The sequence below is a fragment of the Burkholderia sp. SIMBA_051 genome (genome assembly GCF_046534915.1).
Classification (GTDB): domain Bacteria; phylum Pseudomonadota; class Gammaproteobacteria; order Burkholderiales; family Burkholderiaceae; genus Burkholderia; species Burkholderia ambifaria.
On record NZ_JAWRXS010000014.1, the window covers coordinates 99721 to 117287 of the forward strand.

Annotated in this window: 15 protein-coding genes; 8 read left to right on the forward strand and 7 right to left on the reverse strand. The window is 66.1% G+C overall.

All coding sequences use genetic code 11. From position 1 onward, the window contains the following. Nucleotides 1–39 precede the first annotated feature (39 nt). Together cadR and SB771_RS28800 are read left to right on the forward strand one after the other, a co-directional pair. Complete coding sequence (gene cadR / locus SB771_RS28795; protein ID WP_011655635.1) at nucleotides 40–471, forward strand: Cd(II)/Pb(II)-responsive transcriptional regulator; 432 nt, start codon at nucleotides 40–42, stop codon at nucleotides 469–471. 68 nt (nucleotides 472–539) lie between these two features. Beyond that, nucleotides 540–1112 carry a PadR family transcriptional regulator gene (locus tag SB771_RS28800; RefSeq protein ID WP_175661344.1) on the forward strand — a complete coding sequence of 191 codons (573 nt, stop codon included), beginning with the start codon at nucleotides 540–542 and terminating at the stop codon, nucleotides 1110–1112. Between the two features lie 26 nt (nucleotides 1113–1138). Here SB771_RS28800 and SB771_RS28805 read toward each other — a convergent pair whose 3' ends face one another. The 4 genes from SB771_RS28805 to SB771_RS28820 all read right to left on the reverse strand — a co-directional run bounded on the left by SB771_RS28805 (nucleotide 1139) and on the right by SB771_RS28820 (nucleotide 5536). Further along, nucleotides 1139–2569: an FAD-binding oxidoreductase gene (locus SB771_RS28805; RefSeq protein ID WP_175661343.1), complete on the reverse strand. Its 1431-nt coding sequence runs from the start codon at nucleotides 2567–2569 to the stop codon at nucleotides 1139–1141. An 11-nt stretch (nucleotides 2570–2580) separates the two neighbouring features. Continuing rightward, nucleotides 2581–3369 carry an ABC transporter substrate-binding protein gene (locus SB771_RS28810; RefSeq protein ID WP_175661342.1) on the reverse strand — a complete coding sequence of 263 codons (789 nt, stop codon included), beginning with the start codon at nucleotides 3367–3369 and terminating at the stop codon, nucleotides 2581–2583. A 115-nt stretch (nucleotides 3370–3484) separates the two neighbouring features. Beyond that, nucleotides 3485–4639, reverse strand: coding sequence for a pyridoxal phosphate-dependent aminotransferase (locus SB771_RS28815; RefSeq protein WP_175661341.1), 1155 nt, complete (start codon nucleotides 4637–4639; stop codon nucleotides 3485–3487). A gap of 228 nt (nucleotides 4640–4867) precedes the next feature. Then, nucleotides 4868–5536, reverse strand: a complete 669-nt coding sequence (locus SB771_RS28820; RefSeq protein WP_175661340.1) for a TetR/AcrR family transcriptional regulator — start codon at nucleotides 5534–5536, stop codon at nucleotides 4868–4870. Between the two features lie 125 nt (nucleotides 5537–5661). Between SB771_RS28820 and SB771_RS28825 the strand changes: the two genes are divergently transcribed. After that, the gene (locus SB771_RS28825; protein ID WP_175661339.1) at nucleotides 5662–7314 is read left to right on the forward strand and encodes an acyl-CoA dehydrogenase family protein; all 1653 of its coding nucleotides are present in this window, start codon (nucleotides 5662–5664) and stop codon (nucleotides 7312–7314) included. 34 nt (nucleotides 7315–7348) lie between these two features. Here SB771_RS28825 and SB771_RS28830 read toward each other — a convergent pair whose 3' ends face one another. After that, nucleotides 7349–8200 carry a LysR substrate-binding domain-containing protein gene (locus SB771_RS28830; protein WP_105830791.1) on the reverse strand — a complete coding sequence of 284 codons (852 nt, stop codon included), beginning with the start codon at nucleotides 8198–8200 and terminating at the stop codon, nucleotides 7349–7351. Nucleotides 8201–8313: 113 nt separating this feature from the next. On the opposite strand from SB771_RS28830, the gene SB771_RS28835 reads away from it, so the two are divergent. From SB771_RS28835 to SB771_RS28855, 5 genes are all read left to right on the forward strand, one after another. Then, nucleotides 8314–8982: an FMN-dependent NADH-azoreductase gene (locus SB771_RS28835; RefSeq protein ID WP_175661338.1), complete on the forward strand. Its 669-nt coding sequence runs from the start codon at nucleotides 8314–8316 to the stop codon at nucleotides 8980–8982. Nucleotides 8983–9608: 626 nt separating this feature from the next. After that, a complete protein-coding gene (locus SB771_RS28840) occupies nucleotides 9609–10268 on the forward strand; it encodes a PAAR domain-containing protein (RefSeq protein ID WP_175661337.1) in 660 nt (219 codons plus the stop codon). A 10-nt stretch (nucleotides 10269–10278) separates the two neighbouring features. Continuing rightward, nucleotides 10279–10824 (forward strand): hypothetical protein, encoded by a 546-nt coding sequence (locus tag SB771_RS28845; RefSeq protein ID WP_175661336.1) that lies wholly within the window; start codon nucleotides 10279–10281, stop codon nucleotides 10822–10824. A gap of 4 nt (nucleotides 10825–10828) precedes the next feature. Continuing rightward, nucleotides 10829–11587: a M35 family metallo-endopeptidase gene (locus SB771_RS28850; RefSeq protein ID WP_175661335.1), complete on the forward strand. Its 759-nt coding sequence runs from the start codon at nucleotides 10829–10831 to the stop codon at nucleotides 11585–11587. 16 nt (nucleotides 11588–11603) lie between these two features. Beyond that, nucleotides 11604–11900, forward strand: a complete 297-nt coding sequence (locus tag SB771_RS28855) for a hypothetical protein (RefSeq protein ID WP_244096816.1) — start codon at nucleotides 11604–11606, stop codon at nucleotides 11898–11900. 208 nt (nucleotides 11901–12108) lie between these two features. Here the strand turns inward: SB771_RS28855 and SB771_RS28860 are convergent, their stop codons facing one another. Continuing rightward, on the reverse strand, nucleotides 12109–13248 hold the full coding sequence (locus tag SB771_RS28860) for a branched-chain amino acid ABC transporter substrate-binding protein (protein WP_006751777.1): 1140 nt from the start codon (nucleotides 13246–13248) through the stop codon (nucleotides 12109–12111). An 84-nt stretch (nucleotides 13249–13332) separates the two neighbouring features. Further along, nucleotides 13333–17265 (reverse strand): trifunctional transcriptional regulator/proline dehydrogenase/L-glutamate gamma-semialdehyde dehydrogenase, encoded by a 3933-nt coding sequence (putA, locus tag SB771_RS28865; protein ID WP_175661333.1) that lies wholly within the window; start codon nucleotides 17263–17265, stop codon nucleotides 13333–13335. Nucleotides 17266–17567 lie beyond the last annotated feature (302 nt).

Consider the following 17567-nt stretch of genomic DNA (forward strand, 5'->3'; position numbering starts at 1 on the left):
GAAGCCACTACAAGGTCAACCCTTGCAACGGAGAAAGCCATGAAGATCGGCGAATTGGCCAAGGCGGCCCGCTGCACGCCCGAAACGATCCGCTTCTACGAGCGCGAGGGGCTGATGCCCGACGCCGAGCGCACCGATGCGAACTACCGCAACTACACCGACGTGCACGTCGAACGGCTGCGCTTCATCCGCAACTGCCGCGCGCTCGACATGGCGCACGACGAAATCCGCACGCTGCTGCAGCTCACCGACACGCCGGCCGACCCGTGCGATTCGGTCAACTCGCTGCTCGACGAGCATATCGGCCACGTCGATGCGCGCCTCGCCGAACTGACGCATCTGCGCGACCAGCTCACCGAATTGCGCCGCCAGTGCGTCGGCGAACATTCGGTGGAGGATTGCGGAATCGTGCATGGTCTCGCGACGATGGAAACCGTCGCGCCGGCCGCGAAGCGCTCGCACCTCGGCTGAAACCCTTGTGGAATATGATGGTCTAGTTAATACTAGTCATATTCTTACTAGGCATAACATAACTATTCATGACATCGAGCCGCCCGTCTCCGCTCGCGCTCGCGGTCCTCGCGACACTCACCGAAACGCCGATGCATCCGTACGGGATGCTGCAGCAGTTGAAGGCGCGCGGCTACGACGAAGTCGTCAACGTGCGGCAGCGCACGAGCCTCTACCAGACGATCGACCGTCTGCTGCGCGACGGGCTGATCGCCGTGCACGACACCCAGCGCGATGGCGCGTTTCCCGAGCGCACGCTGTACACGCTGACCGAGACCGGACACACGGCCGGGCAGGCGTGGCTGCATGCGCTGCTCGCCGAGCCCGCGCGCGAGTTTCCGGCGTTCGGCGCCGGCCTTGCATTCCTGCCGCTGCTAGACGCGGAGGACGCACGCCACCAACTCGAGCGCCGCATCGCCGCGCTCGAAGCCGAACGCGAACGTCTCGAGTCGTTGCGCAACGCCGCGCAGAACGACCAGGTGCCGCGCCTGTTCCTGCTGCAGAACGAGCATGCGCTCGTGCTGCTCAACGCAGAGCTCGACTGGGCCCGCAGCGTCGTCGAACACCTGAAGATCGGCGCGCTGCGCTGGGTCGACGGCTGACGCGCGTCACCGTCGGCTCGCGCCGCTCAAAGCACCTTGCCGGGATTGAGTAGGCCGGCGGGATCGAGCGCGGCCTTCAGGCGCCGCATCAGGCCGATTTCGGCTTCGCCGCGCGTGTGGCCGAGATAGGCGCGCTTGAGCATGCCGATGCCGTGCTCCGCCGACACCGAGCCGTCCATGTCGCGCACCACCGCATACACGCACCGATCGATCGCGTCGGCGTCCGCGTCGCGCATGCCGTCGAGCGAGACGCCGATATGCACGTTGCCGTCACCGACGTGGCCGAAGCACAGACACACGATATCGGGCCAAAGCGCGCGCAATGCCCCTTCGCAGCGCTCGGCGAACAGGCCGAGTTCGCCGGTCGGCAGGCTCACGTCGAAGTTCACCAGATGCGGCAGCGCATCGATGGCGAGGCCCTCGCGCAACGTCCACAGGTCGCGCGCCTGCCGCTCCGAGGTCGCGAGCGCGGCATCGTCCACCAACCCCATGTCGATCGCATCCGCGAGCGCGGTTTCCAGTGCCTCGCGCGCATCACCGCGCGGGGCGCTCGTCGCGCACTCGATCAGTACCGCGAAGCTGCCGTCGCCCGCGAACGGCGCGACCACGCCGGGCGTATGACGCGCGACGTAGTCATAGAAAGCCGGCCACATCGCTTCGAAACTGACGATCTCCGGTAGCGCGCGCATGCGGTTCCACAACGCGACGACGGCGTCGTAGCCATGCACCCGGCAGAGTGCGGTGGCCGGTGCGGCGAGCTTGGGATGCAGCCGCAGCACCGCGCGCGTGACGACGCCGAGCGTGCCTTCGCTGCCGATGAACAGCTGCTTGAGGTCGTAGCCCGCGTTGTTCTTCAGCATCCGGTTCATCGACGACACCACGGTGCCGTCGGCCAGCACGGCCTCGAGCCCGAGCGCCTGCTCGCGCATCATGCCGTAGCGGATCGCGCGCGTGCCGCCCGCGTTGGTCGCGAGCATGCCGCCGATCTGGCACGAACCCCGCGCGCCGAGATCCACACCGAACGTGAAACCCGCCGCGTCCGCCGCTTCCTGCACCGTCTGCAGCGGCGTCCCGGCGCGCACCGTCATCGTCCCTGCCGCCGCGTCGATCGCTTCGACGCCGGCGAAACGTTCCAGCGACAGCACGACCTCGCCGCCCAGCGCGACCGCACCGCGCGCAAGCCCCGTGAGGCCGCCCTGCGGCACGACCGGCTGCCCGAGCCGCGTGCACAGTGCAAGCGCGCGCGACACGTCGTCGACGCTGCGCGGCCGCACCAGCGCGCGCGGCCGCACGCCGGCCGGCTCGTTGTACGCGGTGAAGTAGCGCGGATCGATGTCGGCCGCCCGCGTGACGAGTGTGTCGCCCAAGCCGGCGACGAGCGCCGCCTCGAGCGCGTCGTCCGTCAGCGGTGCCGCGCCGTGACCGCTTTTCGCCGCAGCCGTATCGAAGCTCTGCATCGCGCGCCCGCTTACCGGGTAGAAATGTCGATGTCGCCGAAGTACTTCTGGCCGAGCGACTTCACCGTGCCGTCCGCCTTCAGCTTGTCGATCGCCGCGTCGAGCTTCGCCTTCAGCGCGTCGTCGCCCTTGCGCAGGCCAAATGCGATCCCGCTGCCGAGAATCTTGTCGTCGCGCACCGGCTGACCGACGAACGAGAAGCCCTTGCCGTCCGGACGCGACAGGAAGCCGCGCTGGCCGGCCGGCGCGAGCACCAGCGTCGCGTCGACGCGGCCCGCCACGAGATCCGCATACGCCTGGTTCTGGTCCTGGTACGCGACGATCGACACGCCGGCCGGCTCCCAGTGCGCCTTCGCATAGGTTTCCTGGATCGACGCCTGCAGCACGCCGACGCGCTTGCCCTTCAGCGATTCCGGCGTCGGCAGCAGGCCGCTGCCGGTGCGCGCGATCAGTTGCGTCGGCACGCGGTAGATGATCGTCGTGAAGTCGATCGCCTGACGCCGCTGTTCGGTCGCATTCATCGCCGAGTTGATCGCGTCGAACTTGCGGCCCTTGAGCGCAGGAATCAATCCGTCGAACGACGTCTCGACCCACTTGCACGACAGCTTCGCGCTCTGGCAGACGGCGTTGCCGACGTCGATGTCGAAGCCCTGCAGGTCGCCGTTCGGCGCCTTCGATTCGAACGGCGGGTATTGCGCCTCCAGGCCGAAACGCAGGGTCTGGCCGTCGGCGAACGCCGCACCGGCGCCGAGCGCGCATGCGAGTGCGAACGCGAGTTTCAGGGTGTGTCCGTGCTTCATCGTGATCTCCTGACTTGTCGACCGGCGCCGCGCTTCGGCGCGTGCTCCGGTCCCATCCGTGGCCTTCGGTGCGACGTACATGTCGCCTGCTTGGGTGCGGGCTCGCGCCCGCGATTTACAGCGACCGCAACCGCCGCGCGCCTTCGATCAGCGTCGCGTCGTCCTTCGAGAAACTGAGGCGAATCACGCCCGCGTCGGTGCCGTCGGCATAGAACGCCGACAGCGGAATCGTCGCGACGCGCGCATCGCGGATCAGGCGCAGCACGAAGTCGCTGTCGCGCTCGTCCGAGAAGTGCCGGAACCGCGCGAGCATGAAGAACGAGCCTTCGCTCGGCAGCAGCTCGAAGCGCGAATCGGCCAGCTCGCGCGCGAGCAGGTCGCGCTTGGCCTGGTAGAACGCCGACAGGCCGAGATAGCTGTCGGGCCGCGCGAGGATCTCCGCGAACGCGACCTGCATCGGCGTATCGGCCGAGAACACCATGAACTGGTGCACCTTGCGGATCTCGCCCATCAGCTCGGCCGGCGCGAGGCAATGACCGACCCGCCAGCCCGTCACGTGGAACGACTTGCCGAACGACGACACGATCACGCTGCGCTCGGCCAGCGCGCGATGACGCGCGACGCTCTGGTGCTGCGCGCCGTCGAACACGACGTGCTCGTAGACTTCGTCGGACAACACCACGATGTCGGTATCGCGCGTGAGCTGCGCGAGCCGTTCGAGATCGTCGGCGGAAAACACCGTCGCGGTCGGGTTGTGCGGCGTGTTGACGATGATCATCCGCGTGCGCGGCGTGATCGCCGCGGCCACTTCGTCCCAGTTCACGCGGAAATGCCCGGACGACAGCTTGATCGCGACCGGCGTCGCGCCCTGCATCCGCACGATCGGCGCATAGCTGTCGAACGACGGCTCGAAATAGATCACTTCATCGCCCGGATGCACAAGCGCGCTGATCGCCGCGTAGAGCCCTTCGCTCGCGCTCGCAATTACCGTGATCTCGGTGCCTGGGTCGTAGCGCGCGCCGTACAGCGCCTCGGTCTTCTCCACGAGCCGCTCGCGCAACGACGCGAGGCCGGCCATCGGCGCGTACTGGTTGTGGCCGTCGCGCATCGCGCGCGCGACGCCCTCGACGAGCGCCGGATCGGGCGCGAAATTCGGCGCGCCCTGCGACAGGTTCAGCGCATCGTGCTGCGCGGCGAGCTGGCCGATCACCGTGAAGATCGTCGTCCCGACGTCCGGCAATTTCGAACGGGGCGTGGTGGCGCTTCGCATGACTCCTCCTTCTGATGTCCCTTCTGGCTGGCCCGCGCAACGCACGCGGCCCGGCTCATGCCGCATGATTTAGCCCGAGCCAATAACCGTGGACAACCGAAAGTTCGTCATGGAGGCCATGCATTTTTCTCATGGCCTTGCATCAGAAAGGCGCGACGCCACCGTGGTGCCGCCGGCCACGCATGCGAATCAGGCATTACCCCTAGGGCCGCGCGGCCGCGGCGCGCATTATTCGCCCACGGCCGCCAGATAGCCGCGCACCACGGCGTGAAGCTCCCTGCGCAACGCGGCGAAATCGAGCGAGGGCCCGAGCGTGAGCAGCGCCTGCGACACGCCGCCGTAGCAGATCGTATGCGCCATCCGTGCGATCCCGTCGAGCCGCGCGGCCGGCGGCGGATCGGCGGCCTGCGCGAACGCGTCGCGCCACAGCGCGACGTATGCGTCGTAATGCCGGCGATACGCGGCGAGCGGCGACACCTGCCGCTCCAGCGCGAAGAAAGCGCTCCAAAGCGCGGCGTCGGCGCCGATCGCGTCGATCTGCACATCCACCAGCGCAGCCGCGAGTTCGGCGCGCGGCGCGCCGCGCAAGCCGTGCGCCGCGTCGCGCAGCCGATCGGCCAGCGCCTGCACGCGCCGGTGGATGCACAGCGCGGCGAGGCTCTGCTTGTCGCCGAAGTATTCGTAGAAGGTGCCGATGCTCACGCCCGCGACGGCCGCGATCTCGCGGATCGTCGCCTTCGCGTAGCCGCGCTCGAGCAAAAGCTGAACGAAGGCCTGCTGGAGCGCGTCGGACGTGGCCTGCGCGCGCGACTGGCGCGGCCGGCGGCGCAATGCGGGCGCGGGTTGCGCCGCCGGCTGGCCGGGCGGCGCCGGAACCTGAACATGTCGCGGCGGCATATTTGCTACTCTGAAATTCAGCGGATAGACGTTTGACCCGGAGCCGGCACCGGCGCTGGCGCGCGAACGCCAGCGCTGCGGCCCCCGAGCGGCAGACCGCGAAGCACGAGACCGGAGACAGCCCGATGACCGAATCGAACCATGCCGTCACGAACCAGTTCGACGAACTGGTCGACTATAACCTCTTCGCCACCGACATCGCGCTGCGCGACGCACTGGCCCGCGCGGGCGCCGACTGGGCCGTGCCGCAGCTCGACGCATACGGCGCGCGCCTTGGCAGCGCCGACACCGCACAGCTCGCCGACGAAGCGAACCGCCACACGCCGGAGCTGAACGCGTTCGACCGGCGCGGCCGGCGCATCGACCGCGTCGACTTCCATCCGGCCTGGCACACGCTGCTCGGCCTGTACCGCAACGAAGGCTTCGTGTCACTGCCGTTCCGCGATACGCGCCCCGGCCGCTGGGCCGCAAGCGCGGCCGGCTTCTACCTGCACGGCCAGATCGAGGCCGGCACGCTGTGCCCGGCGACGATGACGCAGGCCGCGATTCCGGTGCTGCAGAAGGAGCCCGCGCTGTGGAACCTGCTGCGCGACAAGCTGTACAGCGACGACTACGATCCGCGCGACGTGCCGGTCGCCGACAAGCGCTCGATCTGGTTCGGCATGGGGATGACCGAGAAACAGGGCGGCTCCGACGTGCGCGCGAATACGACGCTCGCGACTGCCGTCGGCGCGGGCGGGCGCGGCGGCGAATACCGGCTGCGCGGCCACAAGTGGTTCTTCTCCGCGCCGATGTGCGACGCGCACCTGGTCGTCGCGCGTACCGAGGCCGGCGGCCCGTCGTGCTTCTACGTGCCGCGCTGGCGGCCGGACGGCACGAAGAACGCGGTCGAGATCCAGCGGCTGAAGAACAAGGTCGGCAACCGTAGCAACTCGAGCAGCGAGATCGAGCTGAACGACGCGTGGGGCATCATGCTCGGCGACGAAGGCCGCGGCATTCCGACCATCATCGAGATGGCCACCTACACGCGGCTGAGCTGCGTGCTCGGCAGCGCGGCGATGCTGCGCCAGGGCGTCGTGCAGGCGATCGCGTACACGCGCCAGCGCCATGCGTTCGGCCGCGCGCTCGCCGAGCAGCCGCTGATGCGCACCGTGCTCGCCGATCTCGCGCTCGAAAGCGAGGCCGCGCTCGTGCTCGCGATGCGGCTCGCCGATGCGTTCGAACGCGACGACTCGCCGCGCGAACGCGCGTGGAAACGGATCGTCACGCCCGCCGCGAAGTTCTGGGTCTGCAAGCGCGCGGTTGAGCTGACCGGCGAGGTGATGGAAGTGTTCGGCGGCAACGGCTACGTCGACGACGGCCCGATCGCGCGGCTGTTCCGCGAAGCGCCGGTCAACTCGATCTGGGAAGGCTCCGGCAACGTGATGTGCCTCGACGTGCTGCGCGCGGTGTCGCGCGAACCCGACGCGGCCGCGGCGCTGCTCGCCGAACTGACCGACCTCGGCGCGGGCGAACCGCGCATCCGCGCGGCGCTCGATGCGCTGCGCGCGATGCTCGCGGCGCCGGCCGACACGCTCGAGGCGTCCGCCCGCCTGTTCGCGCAGCGGCTCGCGCTCGTCGCGCAGGCGTGCCTGCTGCGGCGCGACGCGCCCGCGGCAGTGGCCGACGCGTTCGTCGCGACGCGGCTGGGTGAATCGTCGTGGGGCCGCATTGCAGGCGGCTTCGATCCGCATGCGCTCGACGTCGCCGCGTTGCTGCAACGGGCCTATCCGGCTTGATGGCCTCCCGCGCCTGTCGTCCCGATGATCGTCGTCATCCTTTGTGCGCGAATGCCAGCACGATCGCGTTGCCCAGTTCATCGACCACCCGTGCCGACGCGCCCGGCGCCGCGAACATCGTGAACTCGACATCGGGCAGGGCCGGCAGGCCCGCATCCGGCGGGATCGCACGCAAGCCGTGCGCAAGTTGCGTGTGCACGATCGGCGTCACCGCAAAGCCCGCGTGCGCGGCGGCGCACAGGCCGGCGCTGCTCGGGGACACGAGCACGATCCGGTAATCCACGCGCGTGCGGGCCAGTGCTGCCAGCGCGGCTTCGCGATACGGGCACGGTTCCGGCAGCAGCGCGATCGGCACCGGTGCGCCAGGCGTGAGCGACGCCCAATCCGCACCGGCCCACACGAGCGGCTCGCGCCAGAGCACGCGTCCGGTGGGCCCGTCGTGGCAGCGCCCACCCATCACCACATCCAGTTCACCGTGATCCAGCGCCTGGAGCAGTTCGCCCGGGATGCCGACCCTGATGCTGAATGCGATGCGCGGGTACCGCACGGCAAACGCCTGCATCACATGCATCAGCCTGACATTGGCGAGGTCTTCCGACAGACCCACGCGGATCGTGCCGGCGCTCGGTTCGCGCATCAGCTGCGCCCGCGCGTCCTGATTGAGCGCGAGGATGGCGCGCGCGTAACCGAGCAGCAGTTCGCCGTCCACGGTGAGCGTGACCGAGCGGGTGGTGCGCACGAGCAGATCACGGCCGATCTGTTTTTCCAGGCGCCGCAGATGCGCGCTGACCGCGGACTGCGTCAGATTCAGACGGGCCGCGGCATGCGTGAACCCGCCTTCCTGGACGACGGCCACGAAGGAGCGCAGCAAAACGGTATCGAACATGAGATGCCCCGCCATATAGTGCGAATGCTACTGATTAGTGCGATGATACTTCGTTTATATTTTGAATCGAACTATGTTCTGATGAGGGCCGTCAACCTGTCAGGAGTGGTTCCATGTCGACCTTGCTGCATATCGAATCTTCCCCGCGCAAGTCGCGGTCCGCATCGCTCGACGTCGCGCACGCGTATCTCGACGCCTGGCGCGACGCGCATCCGGAGCATCGGGTCGACATGCTCGACCTGTGGGCGACGCACTTGCCGGAACTCGACGGCGATGCGCTCGATGCCAAATACGCGGACTTGAGCGGCACGCCGCTCAGCGAAGGCCAGCAGCAAGCGTGGGCAGGTTTTCGGCAGCTGGCGCAGCGGATGCACGACGCGGATACGCTGTTGTTCTCCGTGCCGCTGTGGAATTTTTCCATCCCCTACAAGCTCAAGCATTTCATCGATGCCGTGTCCCACCGCGGCATCCTGTTCTCATATGACGAGCGCGGGTTGGCGGGATTGCTGAACGGCAAGAAAGCAGTCGTGATCTATGCGAGAGGCCTCGACTATTCAAGGCAATCGAGCACGCCCGCCGAGTCGTTCGACTTTCAGCGGCCGTTTCTCGAAGCGTGGCTGCGCTTCATCGGTATCACGGACATCGAATCGATCGTCGTCGAGAAAACGCTGTTTGGACCTGAAATCGATCACGCGGGCAGAGAGGCTGCGCGCGAACGGGCCGTGACGCTGGCACACGCGGCTTCGTCATCATCGGCAGCGTCGGCTTCGGTTGACGGCTGAACCGGCCAATGGCTGGAGATCGCCGCGCACCGTGCGGTCGTCGGCGATCGAAAATTATTGCAGACGTAAAAAAACGCCTGCCACAAGCGCATCGCGCTTGCCGCAGGCGTTCGACGCTGGCCGCCGACACCGCGAAACTCCCGTTTCACGGCGCCGCGAACCCCGTCATACCATCATCGTGCTTACTTGCCGCCGATGCTCTTCAGCGGCTTCCACTCGCCCTTCTCGACCTTGTACATCGTGATGCCGCCGTTCTTACGGCAAGCGGCTCGCCGCGTACAAGATCCCGCGCGAATTCGTGTTCGCCGAAACGCTGCCGCGCTCACCGACGGGAAAATTGCAGAAGTTCCTGCTGCGCGTGCGCAGAGACTAAGTATCCGCGATGGAGGCGGCGCACTGGTAGCTCGCACACTCATACCCCCTTGCGAACCCAAAAAGCAGGAAACGGCACCATTGCCTACCCACCTGACCTACCGCATTCGCGCACGCGGTCAATGCAACAAGCGGAACGGAACAAGTAATAGTAGTTACCGGCACTGAATCATATTCGTCCGATTGATCGACGTTTCTTATCCGGAATAGCGTCTCTTGGCAGCCATTCCATTTACTGAAACAGGGGAAGCCGGATGAAAAACGAACTCAAAGCATCGACCCATCTTTTCGCCACCATTGGCGCGCTCACGGAACGCGGTGGACGTATCACCACCGCAACCAGCGGCCTGACCTTGGCTGGATTGGAAGTCGCCTGCGTCGGCGATGTAGTGACCTATGACGACGGCAGCGAGGCCGCGATTATCGACGGCGCGGGAAACAACCATAGCGGAGGCAAGCCATTCGCATTGGTGGGCAGCCGGTTGAGCAACGGCGACCGCATTACCGAAACGCTGCGCAGTTCATGGGGCATTAACGTGGGGGATGGGCAACGCGTTGAGGGCCTGTTCGATCCGACATATGTGCCGCCGCTCGCGCCGCCCGCCTACAGACTGGCGGTACGTGGCGCGACAACAGCGCGCGGCGGTGTATTGCGCGAGCCTTCCGGCACGTGGGAAGTAGCGCCGCACTTGGGAAAGGCTGCCACGGTGGGCGACCTGATCCACTATCCGGACGGTTCAACCGCGCGCGTGACGAGCGGTCTGGGTTTGGCCGACGGGCCCGACTTCGCGCCGCTCGCATTCGTTGGCAGCGGACTCGATAACGGCGACACGATCACCGATAGCCCCGAGCGACAAGGCGTAGCGTCGTCAGTTGTATTTAGCCTCGTCACCCGCTCGTCCATGCCCCACTGAGGTAGCGCCCATGATCCGCTACTTTCTTGCCAAAGGCGACCGCGCCGGGGAAGCGGTGATTGTTGAAGGCCTCGACACAGTGACCTGTTCCAATCCGCCGCCGAGGGTTCATATCGCCACGCTCGATATGAAGACCTACTGTACGGCCTGCAAGCGTGAAGGGTACATCGCACCGCAAGGGCCGCGCTGGCCCGGTACCGGCCCGAACGGCAAACAGTGGGCATTGAGCGGGGATATCAATGTCTGCGGATGCAACCCGCCGCCGATCTTCTATGCGGAGCGCGGCATGCGGATGATTTTTACTGCAGGAGAGACTGCGGCGCTGAATGGGCGCAAATCTGATGCAGCCGTGCGGTCATTTGCTCGATCGGCTGCCGTACACGACGAGCAATTCACCTTGCTCGATGACTCCCGCCGCCCGCTCGCGAACATCCGCTACCGAATCGTTACCGACACTGGCCAGATTTTCACGGGCACCACGGACACGGCCGGGCAAACACATCGGATCGCCACCGACGTCTCGGCAACTCTGAAAATCTATACGACGGAACATTGAAGCAATGAAAAATTTTGATGTGAATGACGGCGGAGAATGGTTCCTCGTACACTCAGGTGCAGTCACCAACACCAATCCTGGATCGATGGTGGAAGTAACAATCAATACCGAAAAAATATGTCACAACATGACAAACAAGCAATTCCGGGAAATGGTATTGAGTAAGCGCGATCGAGCCATTTCTCTCGTCGACAAAAGAATCGAGGATTTGCAGCGCTGGTCGAACGCTGATAAGGCACGCGTATTACAGTGGTTCGGCAGAACCGATGAAGGCACCCGCATAACGCTATTAACAGGCCTGACTGCAATCGCTCGAGTACTAAAGGCACTCACAGGCTACAATTTCACGCGATGGGATAGCGAGCGATTCAAACATATTGGATGCGTTCCAAATCCGAACAAATCGGGCGTCGCTGCATCAGTGTGTTCGCCGGATACCGTAACTCATACGATCGCAATACATCCCGATTTTTGTACAATGCGAGACTTCTCATGGGAAAAAGATTCCGTAGTTTCCATTCTGATTCATGAGGTGAGTCATTTCGATGACACAATGGGAACCAAGGATCACAGATACTTCATGGAGGAGTGTTTGGCGTTTGGAGCCGAAAATCCGAATCAAGCAATCAACAATGCCGACAGTATTGCAGGATACGTCATTTACAATGCTTCAGTTTATTCTTGGCCTAAGTCTTCTCGCCTCCAATCCGGTATTCGCATGCATCGCCAGCGAGAACTTCGACGTCTACTTTTCGAGAGATAGCTCGCACATATCGAATTTGGAGATCGTCCGCATTGCAAAATGGGTAGCCGACCAAAAACTCAATTATGCAAATCACCTGACCAACGAAACGACACTGATCAGCGGCCATGCCGAGGAAAGTGAACCGGGAGCACTGGCCCTCGCGCAATCGAGATTGCAAACCGCGTATGCGCTGTTGGAGGAACTAGGTTTTTTACGCGGGACCATCAAGAAGAGCGCTCGCGTCTATGCGCATGGCGACGTGGACAATGGGCGGCGTGTGGAAATTTCCTTCCTGCCCGATTGCCCTAACAAGTGCTGCGACGGCAAGTAACATCATACTGCCGCCGATCACGGCGATGCGGTGGCACGTACGCATGCGGCGACCCGCCTGCCCCCCCGCCTGCAAGCCCCCTATGTCCTGCCGCCTGCAACCCCCAAAGAAAAAGCCACCGGCCCCGACGGACTGGTGGCTTTTTCGCACGAGGCACGAGACGGCAACGTTGTGCCGCCCCCCCGCTCCCCACGTCAAGACTGACTGCTTACTTGCCGCCGATACTCTTCAGCGGCTTCCACTCGCCCTTCTCGACCTTGTACATCGTGATGCCGCCGTTCTTCAGGTCGCCCTTCGCGTCGTACGCGACGTGGGTCGACGTGACGCCGGCCATGTCGGTCTTCGCGAGCACCGGCAGGTACTTCGCCGGATCGGTCGAATCGGCCTTCTTCATCGCGTTCAGCATCGCCATCGCGCCGTCGTACGCGTACGGCGAGTAGGTCTGCACGTCTTCGCCGAAGCGCTTCTTGTACTTCTCGGCGTACGACTTGCCGCCCGGCATTTCGTCGAGCGGGAGGCCGGCCAGCGATGCGATCGTGCCTTCGGCCGCGTTGCCCGCGATCTTCAGGAACGTCGGCGTCTTCACCATTTCGCCGCTCATCAGCGGTGCGGCCATGCCAAGCGCCTTCATCTGCTTGACCATCGGCGCTGCCTGCGAATCCGCGCCGCCGTAGTAGACGAGGTCCGGCTTCGCCGCCTTCAGCTTGGTCAGGATCGCCTTGAAGTCGACGGCCTTGTCGTTCGTGAACTCACGGTCGACGATCGTCGCGCCGCCGGCCTTCGCGGCCTTCTCGAACTGGTCGGCGAGACCCTGGCCGTAAGCCGTGCGGTCGTCGACGATCGCGATCTTCTTCATGCCGAGATCCTTCGACGCGAACGTGCCCGCCACCGAGCCCTGCTGCGTGTCGGACGTCATCATGCGGAAGGTCGTCTTGTAACCCTGCTGCGTGTATTCCGGCGCCGTCGCCATCGCGATTTCCGGAATGCCGGCGTTCGCGTAGATGCGCGAGGCCGGGATCGTCGTGCCCGAGTTGAAGTGGCCGAGCATGCCCTTGATGCCGTCGTCGACGAGCTTCTGCGCAACCGTCGTGCCGGTGCGCGGGTCAGCCTGGTCGTCCTGCGTCTCGAGCATGAACTTCACCGGCTTGCCGCCGATCTTCGGGTTCGTCGCGTTGAAGTCTTCCAGCGCGAGCGCGATCCCGTTCTGCATATCCTTGCCGTAGTGAGCCTGGGCGCCCGTCATCGGCCCTGCGTAACCGATCTTCACGTCGTCCGCATGGGCCGTCCCCGCCAGCGACATGACAGCGACGAACGTCGCGCCTGCCACCTTTTTCATCGTGTGTTGCATAGCATCTCCTTGGTACCAGGGTAAATGGAGCGGCTTCGGGATCGCCTTGCCGCTTCCTTTGTTTGATCCGAACGGCAAGGATGGTCAGCCGATCGTCATCAAATTCGCATTGCCGCCCGCCGCGGCCGTGTTCACGCTGACCGAGCGCTCGGTCAGCAGCCGCTCGAGCGCGTAGTCTTCCGCGTCGCCGTTCTCGAACGCGCCCGCCGACACGCCCTGCACCGACACGATCGGGCCCGGGCGCTGCGCGACGTCCTTCACGAGCGTCTGCAGTTCGTCGCTGTCGCCTTCGAACAGCACCGCGTCGAACGGCGCGTCGGGCTGCTTGCGCACGGCCGCATGCGCCTTCAGCGCAGCCGGCAGCGCCGCGACCAGCGCCTCGCCCGCCGCACCGGCGAACAACGCGCGGTTGCCCGTCGCCAGCACCGCCGCGAACTGCGCGCGCGCACCGCTCGGCGTCGCCGCGACGCACAGCACCGTGCCGCGCGGGCCGAGTGTATACGTGTTTCGCTCGCCCGTCGGGCCGGTCAGCACCGCGGTCGCGCCGGCCGGCACCTGCGCCAGATAGCCGTCGCAGCGCGCGGCCAGCGCCGGTTCGCGCTGCTCGATCAGCCAGTCGCGCAGCGTGGTGAGCGCCGCCGCCGGGTTGCCGCGCTGGTCGCCTTCGACCGCGCCGTCCGCGATCAGCATCTGCGCGAGCGAACGCGGCAGGCCCGACGGACGCGTCGCGAGCAGGCGCTGCAGGTACAGCGCGCCGCCGGCCTTCGGGCCCGTGCCCGACAGCCCTTCGCCGCCGAACGGCTGCACGCCGACCACCGCGCCGATCACGTTGCGGTTCACGTAGATGTTGCCGACGTGCGCGTTCGAGATCACGTGCGCGATCGTCTCGTCGATCCGCGTATGGATGCCGAGCGTCAGCCCGTAACCGGTCGCGCGGATCTGCTCGAGCAGCTTGTCGAGCTGATTGCGGCGGTAGCGCACGACGTGCAGCACGGGGCCGAACACCTCACGCTTGAGCTCGTCGATGCTGCCGATCTCGATCAGCGTCGGCGGCACGAACGTACCGTGCGCGCAGGCTTCCGGCGCCGGCAGCTGCGTGACCGTGTGGCCCTTGTCCGTCATCGTCGCGACGTGCGTGTCGATCGTCTGCTTCGCTTCGGCGTCGATCACCGGGCCGACGTCGGTCGACAGACGGTCCGGATTGCCGAGCGCCAGCTCGTGCATCGCGCCCTTGAGCATCGTCAGCGTGCGGTCCGCGACGTCGTCCTGCAGACACAGAACGCGCAGCGCCGAACACCGTTGACCGGCCGAGTCGAACGACGACTGCAGCACGTCCGCGACCACCTGCTCCGCGAGCGCCGACGAGTCGACGATCATCGCGTTCTGGCCGCCCGTTTCCGCGATCAGCGGAATCGGCTTGCCGTCCGGGTCGAGGCGCGCGGACAGCGTCTTGTTGATCAGGCGCGCGACTTCGGTCGAGCCGGTGAACATCACAGCGCGCGTGCGCGGGTCGGCGACCAGCGCCGCGCCGACGGTCTCGCCGGTGCCCGGCAGCAACTGCACCGCGCCGGCCGGCACGCCGGCCTCGCGCAGCAGGCGCACGGCTTGTGCTGCGATCAGCGGCGTCTGTTCGGCCGGCTTCGCGAGCACCGTGTTGCCGGCTGCCAGTGCAGCGGCCACCTGGCCCATGAAGATCGCGAGCGGGAAGTTCCACGGGCTGATGCAGACCACGGGGCCGAGCGGACGGTGCGTGTCGTTCGAGAATTCGTCGCGGATCTGCGCCGCGTAGTAGCGCAGGAAGTCGACGGCTTCGCGGATTTCGGCGATCGCGTTCGGCAGCGACTTGCCGGCCTCGCGCACGATCAGGCCCATCAGCGTGTGCATCTGCGCTTCGAGCAGGTCGGCCGCGCGCACCAGGCAGTCGGCGCGCGCATCGACCGGCGTCGCCTGCCAGATCGGCGCGGCAGCCACCGCATGCGCGAGCGCCGCGCTCACGTGTTCGGCCGTCGCTTCGCTGACCGTGCCGACCACGTCGCGCAGGTCGGCCGGGTTGCGCACGTCGCGCGCCGGTGCGTCGGCGAGCGCGTCGTCGGCGAGCATCGGCGCCGCGCGCCACGGATGATGCGCGCTCGCGAGCAGCGCGGACGACAGCGACGCGAGGCGGTGTTCGTTCGACAGGTCGAGGCCCATCGAATTGGGACGCTCGTCGCCGTACAGGTGGCGCGGCAGCGGAATCTTCGCGTGCGGCGCGCCGAGCGGCACGACCTTCGACGCCTCGTCGACCGGATCGGCGACCAGTTCCTTCACCGACACGGTCTTGTCGGCGATGCGGTTCACGAACGACGTGTTCGCGCCGTTCTCCAGCAGGCGGCGCACCAGGTACGCGAGCAGCGTTTCATGCGTGCCGACCGGCGCGTACACGCGGCACGGACGGTTCAGCTTGTCGCGGCCCGTGACTTCCTCGTACAGCGGCTCGCCCATCCCGTGCAGGCACTGGAATTCGTACTGGCCCGGGTAGTAGTTGTGGCCGGCCAGGTGATAGATCGCGGCCAGCGTGTACGCGTTGTGCGTCGCGAACTGCGGGTAGACGGCGTCCGGCGCCGCGAGCAGCTTCTTCGCGCACGCGAGGTACGACACGTCCGTGTAGATCTTGCGCGTGTAGACCGGATAGCCTTCGAGGCCGTCGACCTGCGCGCGCTTGATTTCGCTGTCCCAGTACGCGCCCTTGACCAGGCGGATCATCAGGCGGTGACGGCTGCGGCGCGCGAGGTCGATCAGGTAGTCGATCACGAACGGGCAACGCTTCTGGTAGCCCTGCACGACGAAGCCGATGCCGTTCCAGCCCGCGAGATCCGGATCGAAGCACAGCGCCTCGAGCAGGTCGAGCGACAGTTCGAGACGGTCGGCTTCTTCCGCGTCGATGTTCAGGCCGATGTCGTAGCGGCGCGCGAGCAGCGCCAGCGCGCGCACGCGCGGCAGCAGTTCGCTCATCGTGCGGTCCTGCTGCGAGCGCGCGTAGCGCGCGTGCAGCGCCGACAGCTTGATCGAGATGCCCGGGCCTTCGTAGATGCCGCGGCCGCCGGCCGCCTTGCCGATCGCGTGGATCGCCTGCTCGTACGATGCGTAGTAGCGCTGCGCGTCCTCTTCGGTCGTCGCCGCTTCGCCGAGCATGTCGTACGAGTAGCGGAAGCCGCGCGCTTCGTACTTGCGGCTGTTCGCGAGCGCCTCGGAAATCGTCTCGCCGGTGACGAACTGCTCGCCCATCAGGCGCATCGCCATGTCGACGCCCTTGCGGATCAGCGGCTCGCCGCCGCGGCCGATCAGGCGCGTGAGCGCCGACGACAGGCCCGCTTCGCTGTTGGTCGTCACGAGCTTGCCGGTGATCATCAGCCCCCAGGTCGCCGCGTTCACGAACAGCGACGGCGCGTGGCCGACGTGCGAGCGCCAGTCGCCCTTGCTGATCTTGTCGCGGATCAGCGCGTCGCGCGTCGCGCGGTCGGGGATGCGCAGCAGCGCTTCGGCGAGACACATCAGCGCGACGCCTTCCTGGCTCGACAGCGAGAACTCGTGGATCAGCCCTTCGACGCCGCCGCCCGAGTTCTTCTCGCGCAGCGCCTCGACGAGCGTCGTCGCGAGCGCCTGCGCGTCGGCCTGCAGGTTAGCCGGCAGGCGCGCCTGGCCCAGCAGGAACGGCACGCATTCCGGCTCGGGGCGGCGATACGCGGCCGTGATCGCCGCGCGCAGCACCGATTGCGGCTGCACGTTCTGCGCGAACTCGAGGAACGGATGCGGCGAGTTGTCGTCGTCGCTGTCCGTCGCCTGACCGTCGGCGAGCTCCGTCACGCCGCTGTGGCCCGACAGCTCGGGCGGCAACTGGCCGTGCTCGATCCGCTCGAGATACGCGAAGATCGCCTGCTTGATCAGCCAGTGGGGAGTGCGCTCGAGACGCGCGGCCGCGTCTTTCAGGCGCGAGCGGAGAAGGTCGTCGACTTTGACGCCGAGAGTCGTGCTTGCCATGGTGGGTTCGTGCGCCGGTGCGGGCCCGGCAATGTGGTGTGAGAGGATGCGCGAAATCCTACGGCACGCAATAAAAAGGTGCAACCGAATTGCGAGATTGGTTGCACCCACAAGTTAGCCAATATAATCAGCCACTTAGATCGTTGCAACCTAGGGGTTGCCCGTGGTCGGCGGATCGGTGTTTTCCCTGATCGGGCCGATTTGAGGCGCGTGGGCAACCCGCGGGGTGAAGGGCGGAGAGGAAAAACGGTTGCACTGGGCGGCCGGGCGGGCGCCGCAAGCGGGTGTGGAAAGGGCCTCGA